This is a genomic window from Leptolyngbya sp. BC1307, assembly GCF_002286735.1.
In the GTDB taxonomy this organism is placed as follows: domain Bacteria; phylum Cyanobacteriota; class Cyanobacteriia; order Phormidesmidales; family Phormidesmidaceae; genus Phormidesmis.
The window spans coordinates 1-26359 of the sequence record NZ_NRTA01000018.1; the positions used below are offsets into that span (position 1 = coordinate 1).

At 52.5% G+C, this 26359-nt stretch carries 26 protein-coding genes; 15 read left to right on the forward strand and 11 right to left on the reverse strand.

The genetic code is table 11. The annotated features are described in order from the left end of the window. Positions 1–130: 130 nt before the first annotated feature. Both CKL79_RS11695 and CKL79_RS11700 read left to right on the forward strand, forming a co-directional pair. On the forward strand, positions 131–529 hold the full coding sequence (locus CKL79_RS11695) for a hypothetical protein (protein ID WP_170944039.1): 399 nt from the start codon (positions 131–133) through the stop codon (positions 527–529). Between the two features lie 254 nt (positions 530–783). Further along, positions 784–1830 carry a PstS family phosphate ABC transporter substrate-binding protein gene (locus CKL79_RS11700; RefSeq protein ID WP_121969771.1) on the forward strand — a complete coding sequence of 349 codons (1047 nt, stop codon included), beginning with the start codon at positions 784–786 and terminating at the stop codon, positions 1828–1830. A 19-nt stretch (positions 1831–1849) separates the two neighbouring features. Here the strand turns inward: CKL79_RS11700 and CKL79_RS11705 are convergent, their stop codons facing one another. Together CKL79_RS11705 and CKL79_RS11710 are read right to left on the reverse strand one after the other, a co-directional pair. Further along, on the reverse strand, positions 1850–2626 hold the full coding sequence (locus CKL79_RS11705) for a Uma2 family endonuclease (RefSeq protein ID WP_121969772.1): 777 nt from the start codon (positions 2624–2626) through the stop codon (positions 1850–1852). A 46-nt stretch (positions 2627–2672) separates the two neighbouring features. Further along, positions 2673–2897: a hypothetical protein gene (locus tag CKL79_RS11710; protein ID WP_121969834.1), complete on the reverse strand. Its 225-nt coding sequence runs from the start codon at positions 2895–2897 to the stop codon at positions 2673–2675. Positions 2898–3018: 121 nt separating this feature from the next. Here CKL79_RS11710 and CKL79_RS11715 point away from each other — a divergent pair, with 121 nt between their 5' ends. Both CKL79_RS11715 and CKL79_RS11720 read left to right on the forward strand, forming a co-directional pair. Beyond that, complete coding sequence (locus CKL79_RS11715) at positions 3019–3267, forward strand: hypothetical protein (RefSeq protein ID WP_121969773.1); 249 nt, start codon at positions 3019–3021, stop codon at positions 3265–3267. Then, a complete protein-coding gene (locus CKL79_RS11720; RefSeq protein ID WP_121969774.1) occupies positions 3260–3664 on the forward strand; it encodes a type II toxin-antitoxin system VapC family toxin in 405 nt (134 codons plus the stop codon). The genes CKL79_RS11715 and CKL79_RS11720 overlap by 8 nt, the downstream gene beginning before the upstream one ends. A gap of 241 nt (positions 3665–3905) precedes the next feature. Here CKL79_RS11720 and CKL79_RS11725 read toward each other — a convergent pair whose 3' ends face one another. Beyond that, a complete protein-coding gene (locus tag CKL79_RS11725) occupies positions 3906–5264 on the reverse strand; it encodes a GUN4 domain-containing protein (protein WP_205879067.1) in 1359 nt (452 codons plus the stop codon). A 319-nt stretch (positions 5265–5583) separates the two neighbouring features. Here CKL79_RS11725 and CKL79_RS11735 point away from each other — a divergent pair, with 319 nt between their 5' ends. Continuing rightward, positions 5584–6030: an acyl-CoA thioesterase gene (locus CKL79_RS11735; protein ID WP_121969775.1), complete on the forward strand. Its 447-nt coding sequence runs from the start codon at positions 5584–5586 to the stop codon at positions 6028–6030. An 11-nt stretch (positions 6031–6041) separates the two neighbouring features. Here CKL79_RS11735 and CKL79_RS11740 read toward each other — a convergent pair whose 3' ends face one another. The 4 genes from CKL79_RS11740 to CKL79_RS11755 all read right to left on the reverse strand — a co-directional run bounded on the left by CKL79_RS11740 (position 6042) and on the right by CKL79_RS11755 (position 10301). Further along, positions 6042–7616, reverse strand: coding sequence for a histidine kinase N-terminal 7TM domain-containing protein (locus tag CKL79_RS11740; protein WP_121969776.1), 1575 nt, complete (start codon positions 7614–7616; stop codon positions 6042–6044). Between the two features lie 304 nt (positions 7617–7920). Beyond that, positions 7921–8175, reverse strand: a complete 255-nt coding sequence (gene rpmA, locus CKL79_RS11745) for a 50S ribosomal protein L27 (RefSeq protein ID WP_121969777.1) — start codon at positions 8173–8175, stop codon at positions 7921–7923. A gap of 82 nt (positions 8176–8257) precedes the next feature. Beyond that, complete coding sequence (gene rplU, locus CKL79_RS11750; RefSeq protein ID WP_121969778.1) at positions 8258–8692, reverse strand: 50S ribosomal protein L21; 435 nt, start codon at positions 8690–8692, stop codon at positions 8258–8260. A gap of 106 nt (positions 8693–8798) precedes the next feature. Beyond that, positions 8799–10301 carry an alpha-amylase gene (locus tag CKL79_RS11755; RefSeq protein ID WP_121969779.1) on the reverse strand — a complete coding sequence of 501 codons (1503 nt, stop codon included), beginning with the start codon at positions 10299–10301 and terminating at the stop codon, positions 8799–8801. 224 nt (positions 10302–10525) lie between these two features. On the opposite strand from CKL79_RS11755, the gene CKL79_RS11760 reads away from it, so the two are divergent. The 6 genes from CKL79_RS11760 (at position 10526) to CKL79_RS11785 (ending at position 18389) form a co-directional block, all read left to right on the forward strand. Beyond that, positions 10526–11338 (forward strand): carbon-nitrogen hydrolase family protein, encoded by an 813-nt coding sequence (locus tag CKL79_RS11760; protein WP_121969780.1) that lies wholly within the window; start codon positions 10526–10528, stop codon positions 11336–11338. Between the two features lie 320 nt (positions 11339–11658). Then, positions 11659–13176, forward strand: a complete 1518-nt coding sequence (locus CKL79_RS11765) for a cation:proton antiporter (RefSeq protein ID WP_240518817.1) — start codon at positions 11659–11661, stop codon at positions 13174–13176. A 331-nt stretch (positions 13177–13507) separates the two neighbouring features. Next, positions 13508–14371, forward strand: a complete 864-nt coding sequence (gene murI / locus CKL79_RS11770) for a glutamate racemase (RefSeq protein WP_121969781.1) — start codon at positions 13508–13510, stop codon at positions 14369–14371. Between the two features lie 1455 nt (positions 14372–15826). After that, a complete protein-coding gene (sds, locus tag CKL79_RS11775) occupies positions 15827–16798 on the forward strand; it encodes a solanesyl diphosphate synthase (protein WP_121969782.1) in 972 nt (323 codons plus the stop codon). 101 nt (positions 16799–16899) lie between these two features. Beyond that, entirely contained in the window at positions 16900–17865 is a 966-nt protein-coding gene (locus tag CKL79_RS11780; protein ID WP_121969783.1) for a carbohydrate kinase, read from the forward strand. A gap of 53 nt (positions 17866–17918) precedes the next feature. Continuing rightward, positions 17919–18389 carry a CYTH domain-containing protein gene (locus CKL79_RS11785; protein ID WP_121969784.1) on the forward strand — a complete coding sequence of 157 codons (471 nt, stop codon included), beginning with the start codon at positions 17919–17921 and terminating at the stop codon, positions 18387–18389. 54 nt (positions 18390–18443) lie between these two features. Here the strand turns inward: CKL79_RS11785 and leuD are convergent, their stop codons facing one another. Beyond that, positions 18444–19046, reverse strand: a complete 603-nt coding sequence (gene leuD / locus CKL79_RS11790; protein ID WP_121969785.1) for a 3-isopropylmalate dehydratase small subunit — start codon at positions 19044–19046, stop codon at positions 18444–18446. A 417-nt stretch (positions 19047–19463) separates the two neighbouring features. On the opposite strand from leuD, the gene groES reads away from it, so the two are divergent. The 4 genes from groES (at position 19464) to CKL79_RS11810 (ending at position 22695) form a co-directional block, all read left to right on the forward strand. Continuing rightward, positions 19464–19775, forward strand: coding sequence for a co-chaperone GroES (gene groES / locus CKL79_RS11795; protein ID WP_121969836.1), 312 nt, complete (start codon positions 19464–19466; stop codon positions 19773–19775). 139 nt (positions 19776–19914) lie between these two features. Beyond that, on the forward strand, positions 19915–21546 hold the full coding sequence (groL, locus tag CKL79_RS11800) for a chaperonin GroEL (protein WP_121969837.1): 1632 nt from the start codon (positions 19915–19917) through the stop codon (positions 21544–21546). 167 nt (positions 21547–21713) lie between these two features. Further along, entirely contained in the window at positions 21714–22283 is a 570-nt protein-coding gene (locus tag CKL79_RS11805) for a hypothetical protein (RefSeq protein WP_121969786.1), read from the forward strand. Positions 22284–22311: 28 nt separating this feature from the next. Further along, positions 22312–22695 (forward strand): DUF2358 domain-containing protein, encoded by a 384-nt coding sequence (locus CKL79_RS11810; RefSeq protein ID WP_121969787.1) that lies wholly within the window; start codon positions 22312–22314, stop codon positions 22693–22695. Between the two features lie 40 nt (positions 22696–22735). Here CKL79_RS11810 and nadB read toward each other — a convergent pair whose 3' ends face one another. From nadB to CKL79_RS11825, 3 genes are all read right to left on the reverse strand, one after another. Further along, entirely contained in the window at positions 22736–24433 is a 1698-nt protein-coding gene (nadB, locus tag CKL79_RS11815) for an L-aspartate oxidase (RefSeq protein WP_121969788.1), read from the reverse strand. Between the two features lie 71 nt (positions 24434–24504). Then, complete coding sequence (psbU, locus tag CKL79_RS11820) at positions 24505–24951, reverse strand: photosystem II complex extrinsic protein PsbU (RefSeq protein ID WP_121969789.1); 447 nt, start codon at positions 24949–24951, stop codon at positions 24505–24507. Between the two features lie 134 nt (positions 24952–25085). Beyond that, positions 25086–26135 carry an adenylate/guanylate cyclase domain-containing protein gene (locus CKL79_RS11825; protein ID WP_121969790.1) on the reverse strand — a complete coding sequence of 350 codons (1050 nt, stop codon included), beginning with the start codon at positions 26133–26135 and terminating at the stop codon, positions 25086–25088. Positions 26136–26359: the final 224 nt, after the last annotated feature.

Here is a 26359-nt window from a genome sequence, read left to right on the forward strand (position 1 = left end):
CTTTGTCCCCGTCATTCGACAGTTTATTCTAGAAAACGTAACAGAAGCTACTTTCGCTTGACCATAGTTTCGTTTTGCTGTCAATGCGTAACTCCTAAGTCATTACAATCGCCTTAAACCTGCCACCATCATGGGCAAGCAAAAGCTAGATCAGCTCCTAAAACAGCTAGAAGACAACCACGCTCAAGATATTGAAAACGCGGCGGCCATTTTTACCGTGGCGCAGGGCGCTGTTAACCAGCTAGCGGCTGACTCATCTCAGCCCATACTCCCAGAATCAGAGGTTCCTCTAGCTGGCCCCTCCCCCGTTACCAAGGCCGACTTGCTGGAGCGCTATGGCAGCTACAATGCCTGCCGCCAGGCCGCTAAGCGAGCGGGCATCACCTTTAGCCACACGCCCCGCTGGGCACAGCTCGTCACTGCATTTAGCTATTTGCTTGCCTGTCAAGCCTGCGTCAGCACCTATCTACAGCAGCACCCTGACCCCAACCTCAAAGGGGTCAGTATCAAGCTCACGCTGAGTCCTTAGGTCATAACTCTGCCTCCAAGCGATCAATGAGCAATCAATGTTTGTATCGTTCCATACTTTATCGGTTCTCGAAAAAATAGCTTAAAGCTAGATAGAAAGGGCGTTTCGCCGATATTTCTCTAGCAGTGGTTTTGAAAACTTGTGTGTCGTCTTTGTTGCTTTGCTAAGAGCGACGTTTACGATTTTGTTAAGTCGGGATGAGAAGATCTTTCGACCAGATAAAACCGACAAGACAGCAAGCAGGGGTGGTAATCATGAGGAATTTAGGCAAGCTTGGCATTTCTGTCAGTATCTTGACGATGGCCGTTAGCTGCTCTGCGCCTTCGACCACACCGCTAGTAGACAGTGCGCCGCCTGACCTGGAAGCGATCGCTAGCAGTGCCCCGATCAGCATTGACGGCTCCAGTACGGTCTACCCCATTTCGTCAGAGATGGCAGAGCGGTTTAAGCAGGAAAAGCCCGATAGCCCGGAGGTTTCTGTTGATTTTTCAGGCACAGGCGGCGGCTTTGAAAAGTTTTGCGCGGGTGAAACCGACATTAGCGATGCCTCTCGCCCGATCACTCAAGCTGAAATGGACACCTGCAAAGGCAACGGCATCCAGTATGTCGAGCTGCCAGTTGCCTTCGATGCCCTCACCGTAGTAGTCAATGGCAAAAACACCTGGGCAGAAGACATTACCCTGGCGGAACTCAAAGCGCTGTGGGAACCGGCTGCGGAAGGCACCATCACCCGCTGGAACCAAATCCGCCCCGATTGGCCTGACGAACCGATTAACCTGTACGGGCCTGGGGAAGACTCAGGTACGTTTGACTACTTTACCGAAGTCGTGGTGGGTGAAGATGGCGCGAGCCGCAGCGACTACACCGCTAGCGAAGATGATGAAGAACTCGTCGAAGGCGTCAAATCTGATGTTAATGCGCTGGGGTACTTTGGCTATGCCTATTACCGAGACGCTCAGAACAGTCTGAACGCGCTAGCAGTAGATAGCGGCAGTGGCCCGGTTGAGCCGTCAGGTGAAACCATCCGCGCTACTGAGTATCAGCCGCTGTCACGACCACTGTTTATCTACGTCAATGCCGATGCGATAGATGAAAATCCGGCTTTGGGCGCTTTTGTCGAATACTATCTGGCGAATGCTCGCACGGTAGTCGATGATGTGGGCTATGAGCCACTGCCAAATGAGGCGTATGCGATCGCCCTTAGCCACTTCACAGAACAAAAAATCGGCAGCGTCTTTGAAGGCAAAGCCCAGCCCAACCTGACCATTGAAGAACTGCTAGAAAAAGAATCTGCGTTTTAAGCAGACAGGGCATCAAGCCCTATAGCTCGTCTGGGTCAACGCCCAATTCTCGCAGCTTAGCCGCTAGTATCTCACGCCGCCGCCGTTCGGTTTCTGCCTGCTGTCGTTCAGCTTCAGCCCGCTGCCGTTCGATTTCTGTTTGTCGCTGGGCTTCTAGAATCTCTGTCTGTGCAGCCTCTGCTAGTTCTTGAGTAGAAGGAACCAGCTCGCCATCAGCAGTGAAAAATCGCAGCGCTTGGGCCTGCACTCCCAGATACAGACCTAGCTGCTGACTCCATAAGTGGCCTTGCGGATTGGGCTGAAGCCTCTGATATACGCCGTCTGCCAGGTGAAAGCCTTCCATCTCCAGGCTATCGGGGTCGAACCAGAAATAGTCAGGCGTTCGGAAGATGTCCTGATAGATCTGCTTTTTGAGCCCGCGATCTGTCTTCGCTGTGGAGTCAGAAAGTAGCTCGATAATTATGTTTGGATACTTGCCTTCTTCTTCCCAAACTACCCAGCTTTTGCGAGGACGCTTTTCTGTACCTAGCACCACGAAAAAGTCTGGCCCTCTAAAGTCTTCAGACTTGCGCTGACGCGGGCTGTAGTAAACCGTCAGATTGCCTGCTGAGAAGTAGTCGGTGCGGTCTTTCCACAGCCAGTCAAGGCAGTTTAGCAGCAGCACCATCTGCTGTAAGTGAAGATACGATTCCAATGGCGGTTCGTCGCTATAGAGGTCGCCGGGCGGAAACACAACGCCGTTTAGCTGCGCTTCGTGGATGATGGATTGGGTCGATTCGGCAGCGGAGGGAGACATGGGTTTGGCGCTGGGTAGGCATCGCTTCACTTCAGTCTAAAGTCATTCAGGAGTGTTGGCGCTTGCTATTTCTAGCAGCTTCTAGCTTTTGGCGAATGGCAGTCTGCACTTTCTCATCAAAATCTGGGTCATCAGGGTGAGCAATAATCTTGTGAGGGCGCTGATTAATTCTGTCTAGATAAGTCTGGAGCGCGGACTGATCTCCTCGATGCCTGAGAAAATACTGCTTCAGCTCAGCGTTAGACATAGCATCGTAGTTAGTCAAGCTCATCAGACAGCTCTCCATCAGGCAGAATTTGAAACTCAAGTTCTGCGTTGTCTCCAGCGTAGCATCTGAGTATGCAAGCGCAAATCCTCATTACAATGTAAGCGTCGCAACTGGGAAAAGGCTCATGGACACCGCATTTGAATGGACACCAGAACCTGTTCTGTTAGAAAAGGTAATTGCCTTGGCGAATCAACGCGGACAGTCGCCAGAAGCCATTGTTGATCAAGCTGTTGCTGTTTATGTACAGACCCAATCACATAGCCGACCAGAACTCAGCCGAGGACAAGAGCTAATCAACCTTATGCGTGGTAAAGCAACTGCTAAACTGACCACCGATGAAATTATGTATCTGACTAGAGGCGACGATGACTGACGTTTTGGTCGATAGCAACGTCATCCTCGATATTGCTACTGAAGACCCTCAGTGGTTCGAGTGGTCATCTGTACAGATTTCTACATGTGCAGATCAGGGCAATCTCATCATCAACCCCATCATTTATGCCGAGGTTTCAGTAGGGTTTGAACAGATTGAAGCATTGGATACTCTGCTGCCACCAAAGTTTTTTCATCGAGAACAACTACCCTGGAGCGCTGCATTTCTCGCAGGTAAAGCTTTCCAGAGCTATAGACGGCGTGGCGGAACTCGTCGCTCTCCTCTGCCAGATTTTTACATTGGGGCTCACGCTGTCATTCTCAAAATTCCACTGCTTACGAGAGACGTGAAACGCTATCAGACTGAGTTTCCCAACTTACAACTTATCTCTCCTTGAGAGTATCGAGCACAGCGCAGGAGATTGCCAAAAAGTTCGTGATGGCGAATGCGCTGAACCCAGAAATCGCAGGGATGCAGTTTGATACAAGTGGCTAATGGCTGAGAGGTAGTCATACCGAGAGGTCGTCAAACAATCAATACTGGTACCAGGTAACGGATCTTTGTAAGCCCTTGTTTCTCGTTCGTTCAAGCTTGAAAACAAAACTTTAGAAACTTCTGAAGCGCCTATGCTCTACACTTTACAAGTCTCGATACGAGAAAAGATACTCACTCCCCCAACTATCAAAAATCCCAAACGAATCTCCATCCCCCCGGTAAACCCAGGGGAGGTGTCCCGTAGGTGCTGACGTGCCAAATGTTACATCAGTGTAGCTAATCCAGCTTCCGTTCACACGCCATCCCACCCGATCCCCAAACGCTTGGAATATCTTCTCACCTGGATACTTGCAGTCGAGCTTTGCCCCACACTCGACGTAAATTTTCTTTTGCACGCTAAATCCAAACCGACCCTGGCTGTATTTCACCCATAGGCGGTCAATCGCGAGCAGGTCTTTGCAAGGAAAGTTCAGCAGCTCATCTGAAGTGAAATAATCGTCAGGCTTCTTCCCGACAGCCCGAATCATCACCTCATAGGTTTCCTGAGCGGCAGCTTTGTAGTCTCCTGCCTCTAGCAGGTCTCGCAGCTTCATATGGTCAATGCCGCACTCCGAGCCTGACACTTCTAGCTTGTACTCAGCCGCCGCTGCCGCTTCACTTGCTGTCTCCAGAATAGGCCGCTCAATTTCTGCCACTTCAGAGTCGCTCAATTGCAGCTCTTGCCTAAACAGATTCAGATCCCCCTGTGTCTTTTCATCCAGCGGATAGCAGCCCGTCTCTATTAATCGACTCAGCGCACTTCGATAAGCTTCTCGGGCCTGCTCTATGGGCGCAAGCTCCTCCGATAAAATTCGCTGTGCCTCCGCCTCTGGCAGCTTCAACTGCTTACGCAAAAGCTCCAACCGCGCCTCGTGAAAAACCGTTAGCTGCCGGTCAACCAGATACTCTTGCACCCGTTTCCGATACTGATCTTGTGTATTGCTCGCGGCTACTGTGACAGGCACCGCAGAAACAGTCTGCACAGGTGCCGACTCAGCCTGTTGTGAAAAGCTGTTCGCTGCCTTTTGGATACCCTCGGCAATGTTACAAAACGCATCATCCCAAGTCGGCCAGGTGCCTACATCCATAACGGGCGTACCGTTTTTGGGTAAAGCCTGAAGCTTCCCAAAAGGCGTCACATGCCAAAGGCATTTTCGTAGAATGACGGGTATCACCCGAGCCTCGCCCGCCTCATGGCGTTCCATCGCTCGCCTGATCTCAGTTTCCCGACAGTAGTGCGAAGCAATAAAATCTGAACTCACTAGCAGCAAAATAATCTGCGCCGAGTTCAGGTTGCCTTTGATCTGCTTATCCCACTCATCTCCTGGTAAAATTCTACGATCATGCCAGTCTGCGATCACATCATTCCACTTCAAAATTTCGAGATGCTTTGCCAGCTCGTCCCGTAGCGTTTCATCTTTATGCGAGTAGGAGAAAAATACAGTAACGGCGTCGCTAGACATGCTCAGGCGCTAAATTGCGGGTTTACTCTCTAGTCATCATAACCTCAACGCAACTGAAGCTATGTAGACTTTCCAAGTTCTTCGAGAGCCGCATGGTAAATTCCTCGACGGATGAGGTTTCTCGCTGGCTGAGCGCAGTCGTTCGCGGAGCGTCTCCGAAGGAGTCAGCCACAACCCAACCGGGCTACTCTACGAGAAGGCAAAGCCTACGACTCCGCTCAGCCCTCGGTAACGGTTCATCTCGTCCATAGCTGTCGCTAAAGATGACTCACCCAGCGCTAAGGCAGCTTAGAATAGCGACGCTGCTCACTGCTCGCCTATGCCCGCCAACCCATCCGCTATCTACCGCTACGACTTCACCGTACCCGCCTCAGCCATCGACGAAAACGACCACCTAAACAACGTAGAATACGTGCGCTGGATGCAAACCGCCGCGATCGCCCACGCCAACCACACCCCCTGCACCCGCGAAACCACCGCCGTTGGCGCAACCTGGGTCGTCAGAGCCCACCGGGTAGAATATCTGCGGCCCGCCTTTGTAGACGAAGAGATTGCCATTCTTACCTGGATTGCGAGTATAGGGAAAGTGCGATCGCAGCGTCACTACAAGTTTTTTCGCATCTCCGATCAGGTTGTTCTTGCCACAGGTGAAACCGATTGGGTGTTTGTTGATGCTCAAAAAGGTCGCCCGATGGCCATTCCTGAGCGCGTAGCCAATGCCTTTAAAGTAGTGACTGACGAACAGGCTCCTAAAACACTCTTTTAAGCGTCTCTCATTTAGGCGTCTCTCATCAGGCGCTTTTCCCGGTACATCTCTCTGTCAGCCTGTCGCAACAGACCTTGCAGCGTGATGCCATCTCTCGGGCAGCAGGTAATGCCGATGCTGGCGCTAATCGTGAGGCGATGGCCCGACAAGATGAACTCTTGTTCTAGAGACTGTAGCAGACGCGATCGCACCGCCATCGCCACAGACAAATCAGCGTCATACAACAGCGCAACAAACTCATCCCCGCTCAAGCGAACTGCCGTATCTGTCGAACTTACACTGCATCGAAGACACTGCGCAAAGTGTTGCAGCACCGCATCGCCTATGTCATGACCGTGGGCATCATTAATTGATTTAAAATGGTTGAGATCGATATATAAAAGCGCCAGCGGTGAGAGCAGCGTTAGTTCAGACGGATTAGAATAGGGCAACAGCGCTTTTTCTGCCTTTTGTTCTAAATATCTGCGATTGTGCAGTCCGGTCAAACTATCGAGATAGGCAAACTGTTCTAACTGCGCTTGCTGTTGCTTCTCTAAAGTAACATCGCGAATAATTACTACCCAGCCTGAGAGTTGACCGCCTGGGCTGAGCAGCGATCGCACCCTCACCTCTCTAAACACCTCATCCAAATAATCGTCCTTTCGCTCAGTCACCATTCGAGGCAGAGAAACAGTTTCAGTCAGTTCAGCCGCTTCACCCATGCCCCATAGCAGTTCACCATAGTCTGGGAAAACCCTCTCAAACCGCTTACCAACAACAGCCTCTACACTATGCCAGTCCTTGCTTTCAACTAAAGCACTGGGGTTCACATCTACAATTCGATGATAGATATTCAACAAAATAACAGCATCTTTTGCACTGAGAAGAACAGTTCTATATGAAATAGGTGCAACGTCTAAAAACTGTGTGCGGAACAAACTAAACTGGACTATCATACCGGTCATCGCAAACCCTACCGGCGTTAGATCCATGCCATAAAACGTAATTCCCGCAACCACATACAGCACATTGCCGATAAAAGGGGTTAGGGCCGCACATAGCATCGCAAACACCTGCCTTCGATGCAGTCGCGATCCTACAAAAGCAGCCGTCAGCAAAGTCCCAAAACCAACAGTCAACAGCACATAGCAGTAAGGAACTGCCACATAGTGAAACCACCAGCCATGCTCAATGACCAGCCTGGGAAAAGGCTGTAAGGCCAGAGTCACTGACCGCCAGATCCAGCCGTGCCAGTGATCGGTAAAGGCTAGTAGCAGCGTCAGTACCGGGATCACATTGAGAGCTGCCAACACGCGCCGGGTCAGCCAGCCGTCGTAGTGAGCATATTGCAGCGTAAAAATCAGCCAGAGCGCTGGGAAAAAGGCAATACCTAGATACTCAGCCTTGCCAAAAATAATGCGAGCGGTTTGGTCTAGCGAGAGATATTCAAAGACCGCAAAAAAACACCAGATAAAAATGCTGCCCATACATAGCGCAAATGCCCCGGCCCCGTTAATTTCTCGGCGCTGCCAGGCATAGAGAGCAGCACTACCCGAAGCGCAGGCTGCGATCGCAGGCAAAGCGGCAAATACAATATAAAGGGGCATAGTGGCCTACTGCTTGAGCAACTAAGCGTTACCAGCTCGACCCCTAATCGTCTGTCGCTTTATGACTGAGTGATTCAGTCTTTAAGTAAAGACAATGTGGCATCAATTAAAATAGCGTATCAGCAATGAGGACAGCACCCCTCATAGAAAAGCGTTTAACCAGAATACCCGTTGAACCCGGCTTCTCCACTGAAAAATTACAGGTACACAAAAGCTCGCCGCCTCTAGAGACAACGAGCTTTTATGGCCTTTCTGGCATAAGCAGTGTGGGCAGCATCTTTGCTACCGCTATCCGGCTGCTAGCCTAAGCGAAATACACACTTACTTTCTTACGGCTCTTACCTTTGCGCTCAAATTTTACAACGCCGTCGATCAAAGCAAACAGTGTATCATCGCCGCCGCGACCAACATTTTCGCCAACATGGTACTTGGTGCCGCGCTGCCGCACGATGATGTTACCTGCAATTACCTGCTCACCGCCGTACTTTTTCACGCCTAGCCGCTGAGCATTAGAGTCGCGACCGTTACGTGTACTACCTGTTCCTTTCTTATGTGCCATCGCTCAAATAATCTCCTGTTTGTTAAGATAGCTGCGTTCGTGAGGCCCTTGCCTATCCAGTTAGAACCAGTCTAGTTAAAGCTTAGCTCGCTGTGGTGCTAGCGGTCGCTTCTTCGCTGTCGGCACTGTCTGAAGTACTGTCTGGGGCGCTAGTCGCTGCTGGAGCAGTAGCACTGCTAGCATCAGCTGTAATTGTATTGCCGCCCACCGTAATCGAGTCGATCATCACCCGAGTCAGCTCCTGACGATGACCCTGCTTTTTGCGGGTCTTCTTCTTAGGCTGCATTTTGTAGACAATCACCTTCTTCCCGCGCAGATGGCTGAGCACCGTGCCGCTGACCGTCGCCCCTTCTACCAGCGGCTGGCCGATACTCAGGTCGCCGTCATTTTCTACCAGCAGTACGCTGTCAATCGTAATCTGTTCGTCCGCTTCTACGGGTAGGCGGTTGAGGTCATAAAAGCGACCCGGTTGTACTCGCAGCTGGGTACCACCAGCGGCAATAATTGCGTAAGCCATAGTTCCTTTTTCCTTATGCCGTACAGGTAGGCCAAGCTAGCGCCTTTTTACCTGATCCGAGCATTTTTACAAGAACAACCATTGTCGCGATAGAAGCCGCTTCCTGTCAAGGGGTCGCTCTATCCAATTTGTCAAAAGCCAGATCTCCGTAGATTGCCTCCACCCAAACGGATACAGACCTTCCCAAGCAGTCAAAATTTCCCCAGCCGTTGGCATTAGTCCATACCGGTTCACTGAGCGATTGAGTGATGTCAACAAACTGAGTGTCAGGCTTGCCTAACTCCATCCACAAGCTGCCGCCCTGGTGATTGCTCAGCACGACGGCGATCGCTCCCAGATTCTCAGCATTGCCTAGCCGCGTCCACCCAATCAGATCGGGCCGTACAAAATAGTCGTACTGCTCACCGTAAGCGCAGTGCGATCGCACCCACAGCAGCCGATTGATAATCTCAGCGTGAGCGCCATAATAATCGGCGGCAAAGACGCAAGGATACCCTTCCTGTCGCAGCAAAATCAGCGCATAGGCTAACGGCTTAAACCAGTCCTCAACCGGAGACTCTAAAATTTGCAGCGGCTGAGAATTGTGATTGTCTACAAAGGTGACAGCCAGCGCCGGCTGTTCATCCATCAGCGTGCCGGTTAAAACATGGCGCAGATCGTAATAGCAGCCCTGGCGACTGGCCCGGTGAAAGTTGTAGTGCAGCGGCACATCGAATAGCGATAGCTGACCGCCGCTTTTGGCAATATACCAGTGCAGATCGTTCACCTGGTCAGACCAGCAATCGCCCATAGCAAACAGCGCTGAGGCAGGGCGATCGCTTTCTTCGGGCCGCTCAGCCGCCAGCCGTTCATGCAGCCGCCACAGCCACTTCTGGACAAATAAAGCAGATAGGTGTTTAGCGCCGTCTAGCCGGAGTCCGTCTATTCCGGTTGTGGTGACAAACCAGTGGCCCCAGTCGTCGAGCGCCTGTGCCACTACTGGCATATCCAGATCTAGCTCACAGCAGCGCTCCTGACGGCCCAGGCGAACATCGGCTTCAGCACTAAACGGCTTGGATTTAAGACGGTAGAGAACGCGCTGACCGGCCAGGTCACTCGGTTTGGCTAAGCAATTGTGATTCACCAGCTGAAAATGCTTGCCCTGCCAGGTCATGGCGCTGTAGCGCTGCCCCCGACCAGAAAAGGTAAAGCGGCTCCGGGCGGCAATCGTCTGCGTAGGGCCAATAGCTCGATCCAGGTTGCGCCAGGCGACCGGCGTTCCGCTCAAGTGCTCAACCTCATCGCCGCCGTGTTTACGGTGCAAAACCACATCGCCATAGACCTGGAGTCCGGCGGTATGGGCAGCAGCGATCGCCGTCAATAGCGCCTGATAGCTACCGTACTTAGTTGCGACACTGCCGCACTGGTCAAATTCGCCCAGGTCATAAAGATCGTAAGCACTATAGCCGACATCATCAGCCCCACCGCTCGCTTTAGTCATCGGCGGCAGCCACAGGGCACTAAATCCCGCTTGGGCCAGATCAGCCGCCGTCGCAGCGACCTGCTTCCACAGGTAGCCATCGGCAGGCGTATACCAGTGAAAGCATTGCAGAATAGTCCCGTTGATCATGGCAGATGAGGTGAGGTGAGTTACTTCATGACGACAGCGAGACAGACTCAGATTCCGTATTCTTTGCCCTTTGCGGCATCTTTATTAAATCGCAGGCAAATCTACGCAAACCTGGGACCTCTTCTGTTCGCTGGCAGGCGACATCCATTTTCATCTCCACCCGCCAACCCAGTACAATTAAAAGCCTGTTCTGTCTGCACTGTCCTATCTGCAATCTAAGACTTATGAAGCCCTACCTGGCAGCGGCTCTGCAAATGACCAGCGTGGCCGATCTCAGCAAAAATCTGGCCCAGGCCGAAGAGCTGATCGACTTAGCCACCCGGCGAGGGGCCGAGCTAGTCACCCTACCCGAAAATTTTTCCTTTTTAGGCGATGAAGACGCCAAATTTAAGCAGGCTGCTGCCATTTGCGAGGCCAGCGAAAAGTTTCTCAAAACCATGGCCCAGCGCTACCGCATCACGCTGCTTGGCGGCGGCTATCCGGTGCCCTCCCCCGACGGCCGCACCTACAATACGGCGCTGCTAGTCGATGCCAATGGCGAAGAACTCCTGCGCTACGAAAAAGTTCACCTCTTTGATGTCAATTTGCCCGATGGCAATACCTACCGAGAATCGACGACGGTGACATCTGGCAGTTCCATCCCTGCGGTCTACAGCTCAGAGCGGCTGGGCAAACTCGGCATTTCTGTTTGTTACGACGTGCGCTTTCCCGAACTCTACCGGCAGCTCTCTAAAGGCGGTGCTGAAGTGCTGGCCGTGCCAGCGGCCTTTACTGCCTTTACCGGTAAAGATCACTGGCAGATCCTGCTGCAGGCCCGCGCCATCGAAAACACCTGCTACATGCTCGCCCCTGCTCAAACCGGCTTCCACAATGCCAGACGCCAGTCTCACGGTCACGCGATGGTAATCGACCCCTGGGGAATTATTCTGGACGATGCAGGTGTCCAGGTGGGAATGGCGATCGCCGAAATCCGCCCGGCCCGATTAGAGCAGGTTCGCCGGCAGATGCCCTCGCTCCAGCACCGAGTCTTTGGCTAGGCTCACCGACAAATAAAACCTTACTCACTGAAACTCAAGCCGCTTTCAATCCGCCCAAAATTTAATCCGCAAAAAAACTATTGAGACTATTGAGAAGCCATCGAGCGCGATCTCAGCATTTCATCTTAAATTAATTTTGGCAGCGGCTTATGACTAAATGAACAATTCATAGCCCGGTCACTCATGTAAATTAGACCTCATGTAATCAGGCAACGCCCGTTGCTGAAGACAGCATGATCAACCTCACCAGATGGCTAAGCCCAGCAGGGTGGCTTGGCCCGTCAAAATACTTAAGAGACCATTTAAGTGGCATCAATAGCATGGTAGACAGCGGCATAGTAGATAGCCTCTTTTTTCAGACTGTTTGGAATAGCGATATCTGGCCTAGCTTTTGGCAGGGGGCCAGCCCGCTATTAGCGGAAGTAGACGAAGCAGAAATCGGGCCGCTGATATTGTCGGGTGTGCTACTTAGCTTGATCACTGTTTTTATCGCTGCCAAGGTGGGCGGCGAACTTTGCGCTCGGCTCAACTTACCGTCTGTTTTGGGTGAGCTAATCGGCGGCGTCGTCGTCGGGGTATCGGCGCTCCATCTGATTGTTTTTCCAGAGGGATCAGAAGTTCCGGCCTCTGCCCTGATGAATCTCATTCAGATGACTTCCGGACTGGAGCCAGAAGGGCTGTTGAGAGTGTTTAGCGGTGAGAGTGAAGCGCTATCGGTCTTAGCCGAACTCGGCGTGATTATCTTGCTGTTTGAAATTGGTTTGGAGTCAGATCTCAAAGAGCTGATCAGAGTCGGTCCGCAGGCCGCTGTCGTCGCCATCGTGGGCGTATTAGTGCCTTTTGTCGCAGGCACAACGGGGCTCATAGTTTTTTTTAATATCGGTACTATTCCGGCTGTCTTTGCCGGAGCCGCTCTCACAGCAACCAGCATCGGCATCACCGCCAAAGTGCTTGCCGAAATGCAGCAGCTCAGCTCTAAAGAAGGGCAGATTATCATCGGCGCAGCTGTATTGGATGACGTGCTGGGCATTATTGTGCTGGCAGTGGTCGCAAGTCTGGCCAAAACTGGCGAAATCGAAATTGTCAATGTTATCTATTTAGTGCTGGGGGCAGCGGCCTTCCTGATTGGCTCTATCTTTATAGGCCGTCTGCTGAGCCCGCTGTTTGTCTCTCTCGTCGATCAGCTACGGACTCGCGGTCAGCTGATCATCACATCGCTGATTTTTGCGTTCTTGCTGTCTTACATCGCGGCAGCCATCCAGCTAGAGTCCATTTTGGGTGCCTTTGCCGCCGGTTTAATTTTGGCCGAAACCTCCAAGCGTCGAGAACTAGAGGAGCAAATTACGCCCATTGCCGACATGCTGGTGCCGGTCTTTTTTGTCACAGTAGGTGCCCGTACCGACATCAGCGTACTTAACCCGTTAGAACCGGCCAACCGAGAAGGCCTGATCATCGCTTCCTTCTTAGTGGTCGTTGCCATTATCGGTAAGACGATCACGGGCTATGCCATCTTTGGTCAACCCGGCATCAATCGCCTGGCAGTCGGCTTTGGCATGATTCCCCGGGGCGAAGTCGGGCTGGTATTTGCCGGCGTCGGCGCGGCCAGCGGGGTGCTTTCAGAATCGCTCGATGCAGCCATTATCGTCATGGTGATTGTGACCACCTTTATAGCACCGCCGCTATTGCGTATGGTCTTTGACCAAGACGAGGGGGACGGCACTTTGGAGGCCGCCACTCAGGCGGTCATGGAGGGAAAGGCGGAAGCCGCTGATGGGGCGCTGACCTCTTCTACTCAGGGTGGTGTTGCGACTGCACCGTCAGCCGAAGCCGAATCGTAATGCCAGATCATCAGTCTCCGGCGCTGTCAGCGGTAGGTTCCCGATCACAGCTGTGGCCATATAGGCATCAACAGCTCTCGAACAGCGCCGGATTGAGAATCAAAAGTTTTGAACGAACTGTCCGTAAACCCTCAGAGACAGACTGTAGTTGCCAAGGCATTTGCTGACATGAGTTGATAGCAGCTCTTTTGACCTGGCCGCGCAGATGGATTAAAACATACCGATTTATAGATCTTCTACTTCAGAAAACAAAATCGAGCCGGTAAAGTCTCCAAATCCGACTAAACTCTAGACAATATTTGTCCGCTTCAAGCATGAGCACTTTATACCTATGAGCATCCCAGCCCTCTCTAGCAAGCTGCGCTCCAATTTCAAAATTGGTGTCTTCGACAGCGGCGTGGGAGGGCTGACAGTACTACGCGAGATGCAGGCTCAGCTTTTCCACGAGTCGGTGATCTATTTTGGTGATACCGCTCGTGTGCCTTATGGCAACCGCTCTAAGGGAGAAATTTTGCGCTTTGTCCGCGAAATCATCGCCTGGATGATGGGTTTAGAAGTAAAGCTAGTGATTATGGCCTGCAACACGAGTTCAGCGCTGGTGTTAGAGGAGGTGCGTTCAGAGTTTCCGATTCCGATTTTAGGCATCATCTTGCCAGGGGCGCGAGCAGCGGTAAGCAGCGGTAAACGCATCGGAGTGATCTCTACTCAAGCGACTGCGCAGAGCAATGCTTACCAGCAGGCGGTGTTAGAAATTGATTCATCTGCGCAGGTCTGGCAGGTGGGCTGCCCGGAGTTCGTGCCGCAGATTGAGAGCGATCGCATTCACGACCCCTACACGTTAACCCTGGCCAAACGCTACCTTGATCCGCTGGTCGCGGCTGGCATTGACACGCTGGTGTATGGCTGTACGCACTATCCGCACCTGGGGCCAGTCCTTAAGCAAATTTTACCCAGCGGTATTACGCTCGTAGACCCGGCCAAACATCTAGCGATCGCCGCTGCTCAAGAGCTAGAAATCTTGGGCCTGACTTGCTCCGAACCGGCTCAGTCAACTGAGTTTTTCGTCAGCGGCGACCCTAACCAGTTCGCCCAGGTTTCTCAGCAGTGGCTAGGCTATCAGCCGCAGGTCACCCAGGTGCCAGTGGCCGTGCTAGAGATGATTCACGCAGCGTCTTATCACACGAGCGATCGCTAAGCTATCTGGTGAGGCGAGCCAGCCAGAAAAAAGCGGCTGACCCATCGTGCTTTCGCCTGGATCAGCCGCTCTTAAAATAGTGTCTAAAAATAGCGTAAAAAACAGCCCTGACTAAAAAGGTCGCAGCTATCTTGATTGAGAGTGACTGCGACCTTTTTTGGTATTAAGTTTTATGTATCAGAGATGTGGGTACTCATCCACATCATCACCAGGTACACCGTAAGCAAATAACCCAAGGCAGGAACTACGATAAAAACTGGATCAGCAGCGTTAGAAAAGTTTGGCATGGCAAGCACGAAAAGAAGATAAACAGGTTAAAAAAGATTTATCAGTAGACGAAATTCGTAGAAAAGATTATGTGACAGACCAGTCGGGCTCAAAAGGGCCCAACTATGGTGGTCAAGAAAGATAACCTTAGAGAACGGGATGCTCGCTGCCTCCGATAGGAGTCAGATGCTATTCAGGTTCTACTGCTTCTGTAAGCCCCATCTAAGGGCTCACTTAAAGTGAGTAAGGGATCTAGATTCGGTTGACAGATGCTGGTAAACTACCAGAGCATATATTGAATGACTCAGGCACATCTTCGAAACCGCAATGATTCGAATCACGCTCGTTCGTCTTCACTGTAATTACAGTAAGGACAAACTATCAGCACGTTTGTCTAAATCAAAAAGCTTGCTAACGATGCGAACCGACCGGCTCACCTCAGCGCTTCAAAGAAGGCTCAGGCTATGTGCCTTTGCTACCTGTCAGATCCCTAATCACTCTGCGTAAAGCAAGTGAGAAACCCTGAGGAGGAAAACCGACAAAAGTTTTGCCAACAACAGCGAGCTACCTACGTAGCAACTGATACTTTCTGAGCGTCCCAAAAAACTCAATCAAATCACTAGAACAGCGTGATTCGCTTGGTCGATTTATAACCATACGAATATCGAGCCAGCGCGGCTAGGTCGCTGTTGCCTATTACAGCTATGCTGCCGTAGGCAGAGACGCCGATATCGTCAGAGCGTTAGCAAATGAATCATGTTGTGCGATGATCATCTTGTGATGACATCACCCAATGGTATGGACAATAGCTAACTGTGACGATTACAGTCTTGAGACAGATCTTTAAGATAAGTCGGTAAAATGACTCATCTCAGCAAACCTTAGTAGGTAACTGCTGCTAGATCGCTCTGTGGATGACTGACCTATGTATGACTTCAGGCTTTCTCGAAAAGTCTTCTGATGCATAGATTCTAGCATAAGCTTTAGTTATCTAACAACCCCACGCCGCAGATATTTCACCCAAATTTTTGCCCATTTTTTTGATGCAGCCTCGATATAGTCTCCAGTGTCGGGGATAGGGCTGGCAGCTTTGATCGCTCTAACGAGTCCCTTTGCCAGCGCTATAGCTTAGAATGAAGGAGAACTGCTTAAAGTTTCGTAACCTAATCCGCCTGAGTCGCGTTTTCCATGACCTCAGCCACCTCTCTTTTTTCCCCTGTTGAAGCCGATCTAGCCCTGCTGACAGACAATCTTAAGAAACTTGTCGGCGCTCGCCATAAAATTCTATATGCCGCTGCTGAGCATCTTTTTGGTGCAGGCGGGAAGCGTATCCGCCCAGCTATTGTGCTGCTGCTAGCTAGGGCTACTTTGCCAGACCAGGGAATTACGTCTCGCCATCGCCGTCTGGCCGAAATCACTGAGATGATTCACACCGCTAGCTTGGTGCATGATGATGTCGTCGATGAGTCTGCCACGCGGCGCGGTGTCCCTACGGTTCACAGCCTTTTTGACAATCGGGTGGCGGTGCTAGCAGGCGATTTTCTCTTTGCTCAGTCTTCGTGGTACCTTGCCAATCTTGACAATTTAGAAGTGGTCAAGCTGCTCTCGCGGGTGATTATGGATTTGGCTGAGGGTGAGATTCGCCAGGGGCTCAAGCACTTTGATACGACGCTATCGATTGAAGACTACTTAGAGAAAAGCTATTACAAAACCGCCACGCTGATTGCCAACAGCGCTAAAGCCGTCGGTGTGCTGAGCGAGGTTTCGACAGCTACCGCTGACAACCTTTATCAGTTTGGTCGCAGTCTGGGTCTGGCCTATCAGGTTGTTGATGACATTTTAGATTTCACCGGCTCATCGGAGGTGCTAGGAAAGCCCGCTGGCTCAGATCTGCGCAGCGGCAACCTGACGGCCCCGGCGCTCTATGCCATTGAAGAGGTACCCTATCTCAAAACTCTGATTGAACGAGAGTTTTCTGAACCTGAAGACTTTGAGCAAGCGATTGAGCTGATTCACGCGAGCCAGGGCATTAGCCGCTCACGGCAGCTAGCGACTGACCATGTACACCATGCGATCGCATGCCTGAGCGAACTGCCGCCCTCTGATTCTCGTCAGGCGCTCGAAGACATTTCAGAATATGTGTTGCGACGGCTGAAATAGGCGTAGGGTGAGTAGGAGCTTTTTTTAACTGAGAAGCCCTCTTTAGTTGGATCAGTTGGATCGACTGCCCTGAGATCTGCCCCGAATTGTGACAGAGGTCTGTGAACCGCGCCGTTTGCCTGGGAGAAATTCTGATTGACTGCTTTGCTGAGCAGCCGGGACTGCCTCGCAACGAAGTCGCTAACTGGACGCCTCTACCGGGCGGCGCACCGGCAAATGTGGCCTGCGCGCTGGCAAAACTAGGCAACTCAGTCGAATTTATCGGTGCAGTAGGCCGCGATCGCTGGGGTGATGCACTGATCAAGCTATTAGTCGATATGAGAGTAGGTCACCGGGGCGTGCAGCGAAGAATTAAAGCGCCGACCCGTCAGGTCTATGTCACTCAAGATGAGCAAGGTGATCGCACGTTTGCGGGCTTTAGTGAAAGCGACCCGGCAGCCTTTGCCGATGCCCATTTATTTGCCGATGCCCTGGAAGCTGATCTGTTTACGGGGGCTAGTTTTTTGGTCTTAGGCACGCTGGCGATGGCCTACACAGATACTCGTCAGTCGGTCGAGCGAGCGGTCGAGCTAGCCGCAGCCCAGGGCGCACTGGTTTTGGTCGATGTCAACTGGCGACCGATGTTTTGGCCTGACCCGGCTGAAGCCCCAGGGCGGGTTTACCCTCTGCTGAGCAAAGCCCAGTTTATAAAAGTGTCTGATGATGAGGCTGAGTGGCTGTTTGGCACTGTGTCAGCGGTGGCGATCGCCCAGCAGTTGCCGCATCTCAAGGGCGTCTTAGTGACCGCTGGAGCCAAGGGCTGTCAATACTGGCTGATGGGCAATACCGGAACGCTACCCGGCTTTGCAGTCGATGTAGAAGAAACCACAGGCGCGGGGGACGCTTTTACAGCAGGATTTGTTCACCAGCTGCTGCATCGGGGACACCAGTGCCTGGAAGATGCGGCCATAGCTCGCGATGTAGTTACCTATGCCAGCGCTGTGGGTGCGTTAACAACAACTCGGCCTGGGGCGATCGCGGCGCTCCCGACGCCTAATGAAGTGGAAGTATTTTTATATCTAAATTAGTAGAAAAATTAGCAGTATAAAAAAATGTAGAAATTAGGAGATAGCAGCGCTCTATGGCTGAAGAAATTGAACGCAAGTTTTTAGTCACTGCCGATAGCTGGCGGCCTTTAGCAACCGGCCAGGCTTACTGCCAGGGCTATATTGCAACGGCCCGATCCGGTCAGAGCGTCAGGGTGCGGATTGCCGGTGATCAGGGCTATCTCACGATTAAAGGCCCCACGCGAGGGCTAACCCGCGCCGAATTTGAGTATTCTATCCCGGTGGCCGATGCTCGGGCGATGCTATTGACGCTGTGCGAGCGTCCCTTTATAGAAAAAACGCGCTACCGGCTGCCAATAGGCGAAGTCGTTTGGGAAATTGACGAATTTGCTGGAGAAAATGCAGGGCTAACCGTCGCAGAAGTAGAGCTGCGCTCTGAAGATCAGCCGCTAGATTTACCAGAATGGATCGGCGCAGAAGTGTCAGGCGAAGCGCGGTACTACAATGCCAGCCTGGTTAGGTGTCCCTACTCGCAGTGGTCATAACGGGGTCGCCAGCGCCTTAACAACACCTTAAGACGACGCCTTGAAAACAAGCGGTTAGCGGCTCTGCCACTGTAAGTAAGGTAGCTGTTGGGCGGTTTGGGCGATCGCCTCGACCTGAGCCACGAGCTGCCCGCAAGCATCCCAGGTGCCTTCGAGGAACATTTGCCGGGGGCCTGATCCCATCTGTGCTGACAGAGAAAAGTCGCCCGCTCGTACCGTCATTTGTTCCAGGTCAACCACGACTGCCAGTGTTGGGTCTTCAGCAACCAGCTTTTGCAAGGTCGTCACCGCTGCCGTTTCAGCCGTGACACAGGGAATACCCATCGCCACGCAATTGCCAAAAAAGATCTCAGCAAAGCTTTCGCCGACAATAGCCTTAATGCCCCAGCGAGCAATGGCCTGAGGCGCATGTTCCCGGGAAGATCCACAGCCAAAATTACGATTGACGACCAGCACCTCTGCCGCCTGATACGCCGCCTGATTAAAAGGATGGTCGGGCTTTTGCTGCCGGTCATCGGCAAAGACCTGTGCGCCTAACCCGTCAAACGTCACCGCCCGCAAAAACCGTGCTGGGATGATTCGATCAGTGTCGATATCGTTCCCCACTAAGGGCAATCCCTGACCGGAGACCGTGTGAACTTGAGAAGATTTGCTCATGATGTTGCGGATAGTAAGGACTTTGCTTTCGCGTTTAAAGGAATGTACCGGTGAGCGCGAAGTCCACAAACGCAGCTCATTGGCGCATTCACAGCTTTGACGAGACAGTGAGTTCGGGAACCCGTACCGATCTGCTTGTTGCGATCGCCTACTCCAATTCGATAGATTAGCACTCAACAGCGGAGAGTGCTAACTTTCTGCTGAGAGGCCCTGCAAAGTGGCTGCGCGCTGCCCATAGCGATGGCGGCTGACGTAGGTTCGCTGAGATTGCTGGGCTTTAACTGTGCTTGGGCGTTGACTGAACTCAGTCTAGTTTTGAGTTCCGGCGCTGATCTAAAGGCGCTTACCCACAGCGACTTTTGGCACAGTCTATATCAACACATCAGTATTCATTCGAGTCATCGCGGAGAAAATCATATGGCAGCTATTACTCTAGGTAATTCAAATCTTAAGCCCCTAGGCGATCGCGTTTTTATCAAAGTCAGCGCTTCTGAAGAGCAAACAGCAGGCGGCATTATTTTACCTGACGCTGCTAAAGAAAAGCCTCAGGTCGGCGAAATCACGGCAGTTGGCCCCGGTAAAGTAGACGACAGCGGCAACCGCCGGTCTGTAGATGTGAATGTGGGCGACAAGGTTCTGTACTCCAAGTATGCCGGTACCGAGATTAAGCTCGGCAACGATGAGTACATCTTGCTCTCTGAGAAAGATATTCTGGCGACCGTTTCATAGGCAGTTTTTCGCGTAGGCAGCTTTATAGACGGTTGCTTTGGCACTGCGCTCACCCGTGCGCTTATCTAGCTGTCAAAAATGGCTGTCAAAAACATCAATTGAAAATCTCAATATCCTCATACCCAACGAATTCACAACCATGGCAAAACGCATTATCTATAACGAAAATGCCCGCCGCGCACTTGAGCGCGGTATGGACATTTTGGCTGAGGCCGTTGCCGTCACTCTCGGCCCTAAAGGTCGCAATGTCGTCCTCGAAAAGAAATTTGGCTCCCCTCAAATCGTCAACGACGGCGTGACCATTGCCAAAGAAATTGAACTAGAAGACAATGTTGAAAACACAGGTGTGGCGCTGATTCGCCAGGCCGCTTCTAAGACCAACGACGCTGCCGGTGACGGGACGACGACCGCAACCGTGCTAGCTCACGCCATTGTCAAAGAAGGCTTACGCAACGTGGCAGCAGGTGCTAATGCCATTGCCCTCAAGCGCGGCGTAGACAAAGCGACCGCTTACCTGGTCGATCAGATCGCTAAGCAGGCTCAGCCAGTGGGTGATTCTAAAGCGATCGCTCAAGTCGGCACCATCTCAGCCGGTAACGACGCTGAAGTCGGTGAGATGATCGCCAGCGCAATGGAGAAGGTGGGCCGCGAAGGCGTCATCTCTCTAGAAGAAGGTAAGTCGATGTTTACCGAGCTGGAAATCACTGAAGGGATGCGCTTTGATAAGGGCTACATTTCCCCTTACTTTGTCACCGACCCTGAGCGGATGGAAGCGTCTTTTGACGATCCGCAAATCTTGATTACCGATAAGAAAATTGCCCTGGTACAGGATCTGGTGCCTGTTCTAGAGCAAGTGGCTCGTGCCGGTCGGCCCCTGCTGATCATCTCTGAAGATATCGAGAAAGAGGCGTTAGCGACGTTGGTAGTCAACCGTCTGCGCGGCGTGCTCAATGTCGCAGCTGTGAAAGCGCCTGGGTTTGGCGATCGCCGCAAAGCCATGCTCGAAGATATTGCCGTCCTCACCGGTGGTACGCTCATCACCGAAGACGCGGGTCTCAAGCTCGACACTGTCAGCTTGGATCAGCTAGGGTCTGCTCGCCGGGTGACCATCACCAAAGACAGCACGACGCTAGTCGCTGAAGGTAACGAAGCCGCTGTCAAGAGCCGCTGCGAACAGATTCGCCGTCAGATTGACGAGTCTGACTCTACCTACGATAAGGAAAAGCTACAGGAGCGCCTCGCTAAGCTCTCGGGTGGTGTAGCTGTCATCAAAGTCGGCGCAGCGACCGAGACCGAAATGAAAGATCGTAAGCTCCGCTTAGAAGATGCCATCAACGCGACTAAAGCCGCTGTCGAAGAAGGCATCGTCCCCGGTGGTGGAGCGACGCTGGCTCACCTATCGCCAGGTTTAACAGATTGGGCTAACACCAATCTGTCAGGCGAAGAGCTAGTGGGCGCACTGATTGTTACCCGTGCGCTTACCGCTCCCCTGAAGCGGATTGCCGAAAACGCCGGTCAGAACGGCGCGGTCGTTGCTGAGCGAGTCAAAGAAAAAGACGCCAGCATCGGCTATAACGCGGCGACCAACGAGTTCGTCAACATGCTCGAAGCCGGTATCGTAGACCCCGCTAAAGTAACGCGCTCAGCCCTGCAAAATGCGGCCTCTATTGCCGGTATGGTGCTCACGACTGAGTGTATTGTCGTCGATAAGCCTGAGTCTGACGCGGGCTCGTCGGCCGGTGCTGGCGGCATGGGCGACTTTGACTACTAAAAACTAGGCACAGAGCGGCTCTGCGCGGCTCTAGTCTAAACCTATCAGGCGGTCTGTCTTCGGGCAGGCCGCCTTTTTTGTGATTGCTGCTACCTTTAAAGTAGAAATGCTATTGCCGCCCATAGCATTCCTCAAGCATCAGCCGCTGCAAGACCCTCTGACCCGCTATGACGCCTAGTGAAATCACCGCCGCGCTCACGACTCGATTCAAAGAAGACTGTCAGTATGTGCCGCCCGATGCGTGGCAGATAGAAACCGACCAGCTGCGACTGCTGGCGATCGCCAGTGGCCCCTGGCTAAAACTAATGACGCCGATTCTACCGATTGCTGAGGCGCAGCCCTTTATTCAGCAGATGATGGAGGCCAACTTTGATCAGACCCAAGAGGCCCGCTACGCCTTCCATCAAAACGTGGTGTGGGGCGTATTTCAGTATGATTTGGCAGCGCTTGATCTAGCTCAGTTTGAAAGTGCGGTAGCGCAACTGCTGACGCTCAACTCCAGCGGGGCAGAAGTCTTTTTCTCTCACATGGTTGAAGATCAGGTGACGCAGATTATCGTGGCGGCAAAGCGGCAGGGACAATCTTTAGAAGACACGATGAAAACGCTGGATCGCTTTTACTCAGAAGGCATCATGGGCGAGATGGGCGAACAGGGCTATCAAAAGCAGGCCTTAGGCGCTTGGCGACAGCAGCTCGAACGGCTGTGGCCAACGGTAGATATACAGGCGGCCAAGTAAGCAGCAGGCAAGTCAAGTGAATAGATCAATGGATATTGTGGAGCAGCTCAAGCAAGACTACGCCCGCTTCCCCGAGAATCAGACCTACGGTCTTTATGCAAAAGATGTCCACTTCAAAGACCCGCTAAATGACTTTAATGGCGTTGACCGCTACCGAAAAATGATCGGCTTCATCAGCCGGTTTTTTGGCAATGTGCAAATGGATTTGCACGAGATCGAGCAGCCTACCCCAACGCTGATCACAATGCAGTGGACGCTGAATCTGACAGCGCCGCTGCCTTGGGCACCGCGTCTTGCCATTCCAGGTCACACTGAGCTGGGTCTCAATCAGGCTGGACTGATCGATTCTCATGTGGACTATTGGGAGCGATCGCGCCTGGACGTACTGAAGCAGGTATTCAAGCGGTCGTAAAAGCGTTCCGCTGGATGAAGAAAAATACAAATTGCTGAAGCTAAGAGCACGAATGACTAGACGAATGGATTGAGTCATCTTTTATAACGGTATGACTTCGCCACTGATCGGCGGGCATTGGGTAGTCGCTGCGGTAGTGGCCGCCTCTGCTTTCGGTGCGGAAGCTGGCGCTTTTGAGGATGAGGGCGGCGATCGCCAGCAAATTCCTCACTTCTCCCCATAGCCGCACATGGTCAGCCGTCACCGACTCCGGCAGCTGAATGGATTTTCCCGGCTGCAAGTTAAGCACTTGAGTGATCGACAGCTGATCGAACTGAGATTGCCATTGGGTGACCTGCGCTAAGGCATCTGCCATCAGCGGCTGCTCCCGGCAAATGCCCGCACTTTCCCAGATCAGCTGAGGAAGGTGCGATCGCCAATGCATCAGCGCCTTGAGCCATTCACCTGTCAGCGAGACTACCATCGCTTTGTCAATTGGCACCTCGATAAGTTCAGCGGCAAGCTGAATATTTTTTAGCTGCGCGCCATAGACCAGGCACTCCAGTAGAGAATTGCTGGCCAGACGATTAGCGCCATGAACGCCGGTACTGGCATTCTCACCAACTGCGTAAAGATGATTAATCGTGGTCTGGCTGCTCAAGTCACAGGTGATACCGCCCATCCAATAGTGGGCCGCTGGCGCAACCGGAATCGGCTGATGAAATAGATCAATGCCCCAATGCTTGCACACCTTAATAATGTTAGGAAACCGATAGCGAATGCGCTCAGGGTCGATGGCACTCAGATCTAGCCAGACTTTATCATCGGGGACTTCGTCCTTTTTCAGATGTGTGAAGATGGCTCTGCTCACCACGTCGCGCGGGGCTAGTTCGCCATCGGGGTGATAGTCAAAGGTGAAGCGATCGCCTCGACTATCTAATAGATATGCGCCTTCTCCTCGGACAGCCTCACTGATCAAAAACCGAGGCGCACCCGGCTGGGTCAGCGCCGTCGGATGAAACTGAAAAAATTCTAAGTCGCGCAGCTGAGCCCCTGATCGCCAGGCCATCGCCACCCCATCCCCCGTACTAGCCGCCGGATTAGTGGTCTGCGAAAAGACCTGCCCGCCGCCGCCCGTTGCCAAGACGACTGCTCTCGCAGGCAGCCACTGAATCTGTAACCCTGCTGACAGGGGTTGAGAAACACAGACCCCCCGACAGCCGCCCTCTGCGCCCGGCTCCATCCACAGATCAAGCGCAAACGTTTGATTGAAAACCTGAATATTTTCTCGATTGAGGACTTGCTGAGCCAGCGTCGAAACGATGGCATGGCCAGTCGTATCGGCAGCATGGAGCACCCGCTTACGAGAGTGAGCGGCTTCCAGAGTCATTGCCAGCTGCTGACCGGATCTATCGAACGCAACCCCTAGATCAATCAGCGTGTCTATACAGGTGCCTGCCTCTTCTACTAAGAGCTTGACAGCTGCGGGTTCACAGAGCCCGGCCCCGGCCCGAAGCGTGTCTGCAATGTGAAGCGGCGTGGAATCATCAGGAGCGATCGCTGCGGCAATACCGCCCTGCGCCCAGTCGCTAGCAGACACGGCCAGATTGTCCTTAGTGACTAGGGCTACCTTGAGGTCAGACGGCAGGCACAGAGCAGAATACAGCCCCGCCGCACCGCCACCAATGACCAGCACATCAAAGCCATCAGCACCGTGGCGCAGCCGATGACTTTGATCGCGCTGAGGAGATGAATTCATCAAAAATGCTCCTAGCTATGAGGCTAACGGCAGTCCACGCTGGCCTCATAGCTAGCAGGAGAACCTCAGCGCTACTTGTAGACGCCGTTATTAAACCGGTCTGCGCCTTCTACTAGCGCCGGGTCAGGAGCAGAAATTGTAAAAACATCAAGATTCTGCCGAATCCGGTCTTTTTCAATCTGTTTCAGGCCAGGAATTTCTAAGATGTCCTCGACGGATTCGTAAGGCGCATTAGAAACTACCTTGCTAGCGATAGTAGGGTAGAGGCCGCGGTGCTTTGTAAAAGCAGCAATGTTGGTGTTATTGACATCGATCTTATTGCCGTAGTCTGTCGCTAGCTTGTCGTCTATACTATTGCGCAAATCTCGGCCACCAGCATTGGCTAGTAAAGTACTCGTTGAACTGAAGAAAGGCGGTAGCTGGTCGCCCAGCCCAAGGGCGGATACCGGCTGCACATAGCCCAAAAGCAGTGAACCTATCATGCCGATGGCTACCAGTGTGCCCCATACTCTTGTCATCGCTCGTCTCATTGGCTCTAACCCTCTCTGTAATCTACTCTCAGCGTATGCTTTAGAGGATATCATTTTTAAGGATGGAGAAGGACATCCAGCCCGCTAAGCGGGCTACCTGCATTGACTTGTCATCGGCTGGTCTAAGACGGGTCTGTATCGGGTAGGGTCATCGCAGCGCTTTGCTGCTGGCGAAGGCGGACGCTCAAAAATCGATCCAAGTCTGAGAAGGCGCAGCCATGCATGATCAGCGGTTGCTCATAACCTTTTGCTTCTACGGCATAGCGTCTAAATGTTTGCTCGCCAGCGCCTAGCTGTTCGAGAGCGCCGTAAGTTGTTTCACCGACTGAGATGTCAAGCCCGAGCTGCTTGGTGGAGGTTTCAAAGCGAAAGGCGGCGTTGACCGTATCGCCGAGCGGGGTGTAATCAGGGCGATCGCTGCTGCCCGCATTGCCGACCATGGCATAGCCCGTGTTTAAACCCGCCCCGATCTTCAGAGGAAAGGGCAGCGGAAACTCTTCATGCAGTCGGCTGGTCATCTGGTTGAGATCGCTCATGGCCGTTGCGATCTGTAACATCGACTGGGAAGTGACCTCTTGAGTCCCGTGAATCCACACCGCCATCACCGCATCGCCAATGTACTTATCCACCCAACTGCCATATTTACCAATGATTTCGCCTGCATGGCGAAACCAGGTGCCAATGGCCTCAGAGACGACTTTTTCATCGAGCTGCCGGGCCATAACGGTATAGTCTCGAATGTCTACAACTAACACTGAGATCAGTCGCCGGACGTGTAGAGTAGCAGTCGCAGCGAAGCTGTGAGACTCATCAAAGTCATGGGGGCTAGCTGGCTTTTCAGCCGGGCAGCAAAACTTCAGCTCGGTTTGGGCAAAGGTAATATCGTCGCCGTTGCGCAGCGTCACCGGCACACTGACCCGACGACCGTTGATAAAAGAACCGTTGCGACTGCCCAAGTCGATCAGGTAAAACTCGCCAGTGTCCATGTGCTGGAGCATGGCATGGTTTCTAGAAATCCAGCGATCGCTCAAGACAAAGTTATTGTCATCGCTGCGGCCGACCGTCCAACAGTTGCTGCCGGTTAGCTGCCAATGACGCAGGTTAGCCTCCGTCTTGAGCATCAGACAGGGGCCAAGTTGTGAACTGGTCGTGGAGGTTGTCACAGCTACCATCGATGACTGGTTCGGGAGGAAAGATTAGGGATGCCCTGTCACGTTACCCCGGTCAGTAAAAAATGCTCTGAAGTTGGCTTTCTTTAAAGTTTTCTTTAGATTAAGACCGGCTATCGACAAAGAATTGGTCGATAGCCGTCACTAAAAGATGACAAGATGCGAAAATTCTGCAGCGTATTTCCCGCTGGTTTTATCAAGCATTGAGACGAGCGCTAGCAACAGCC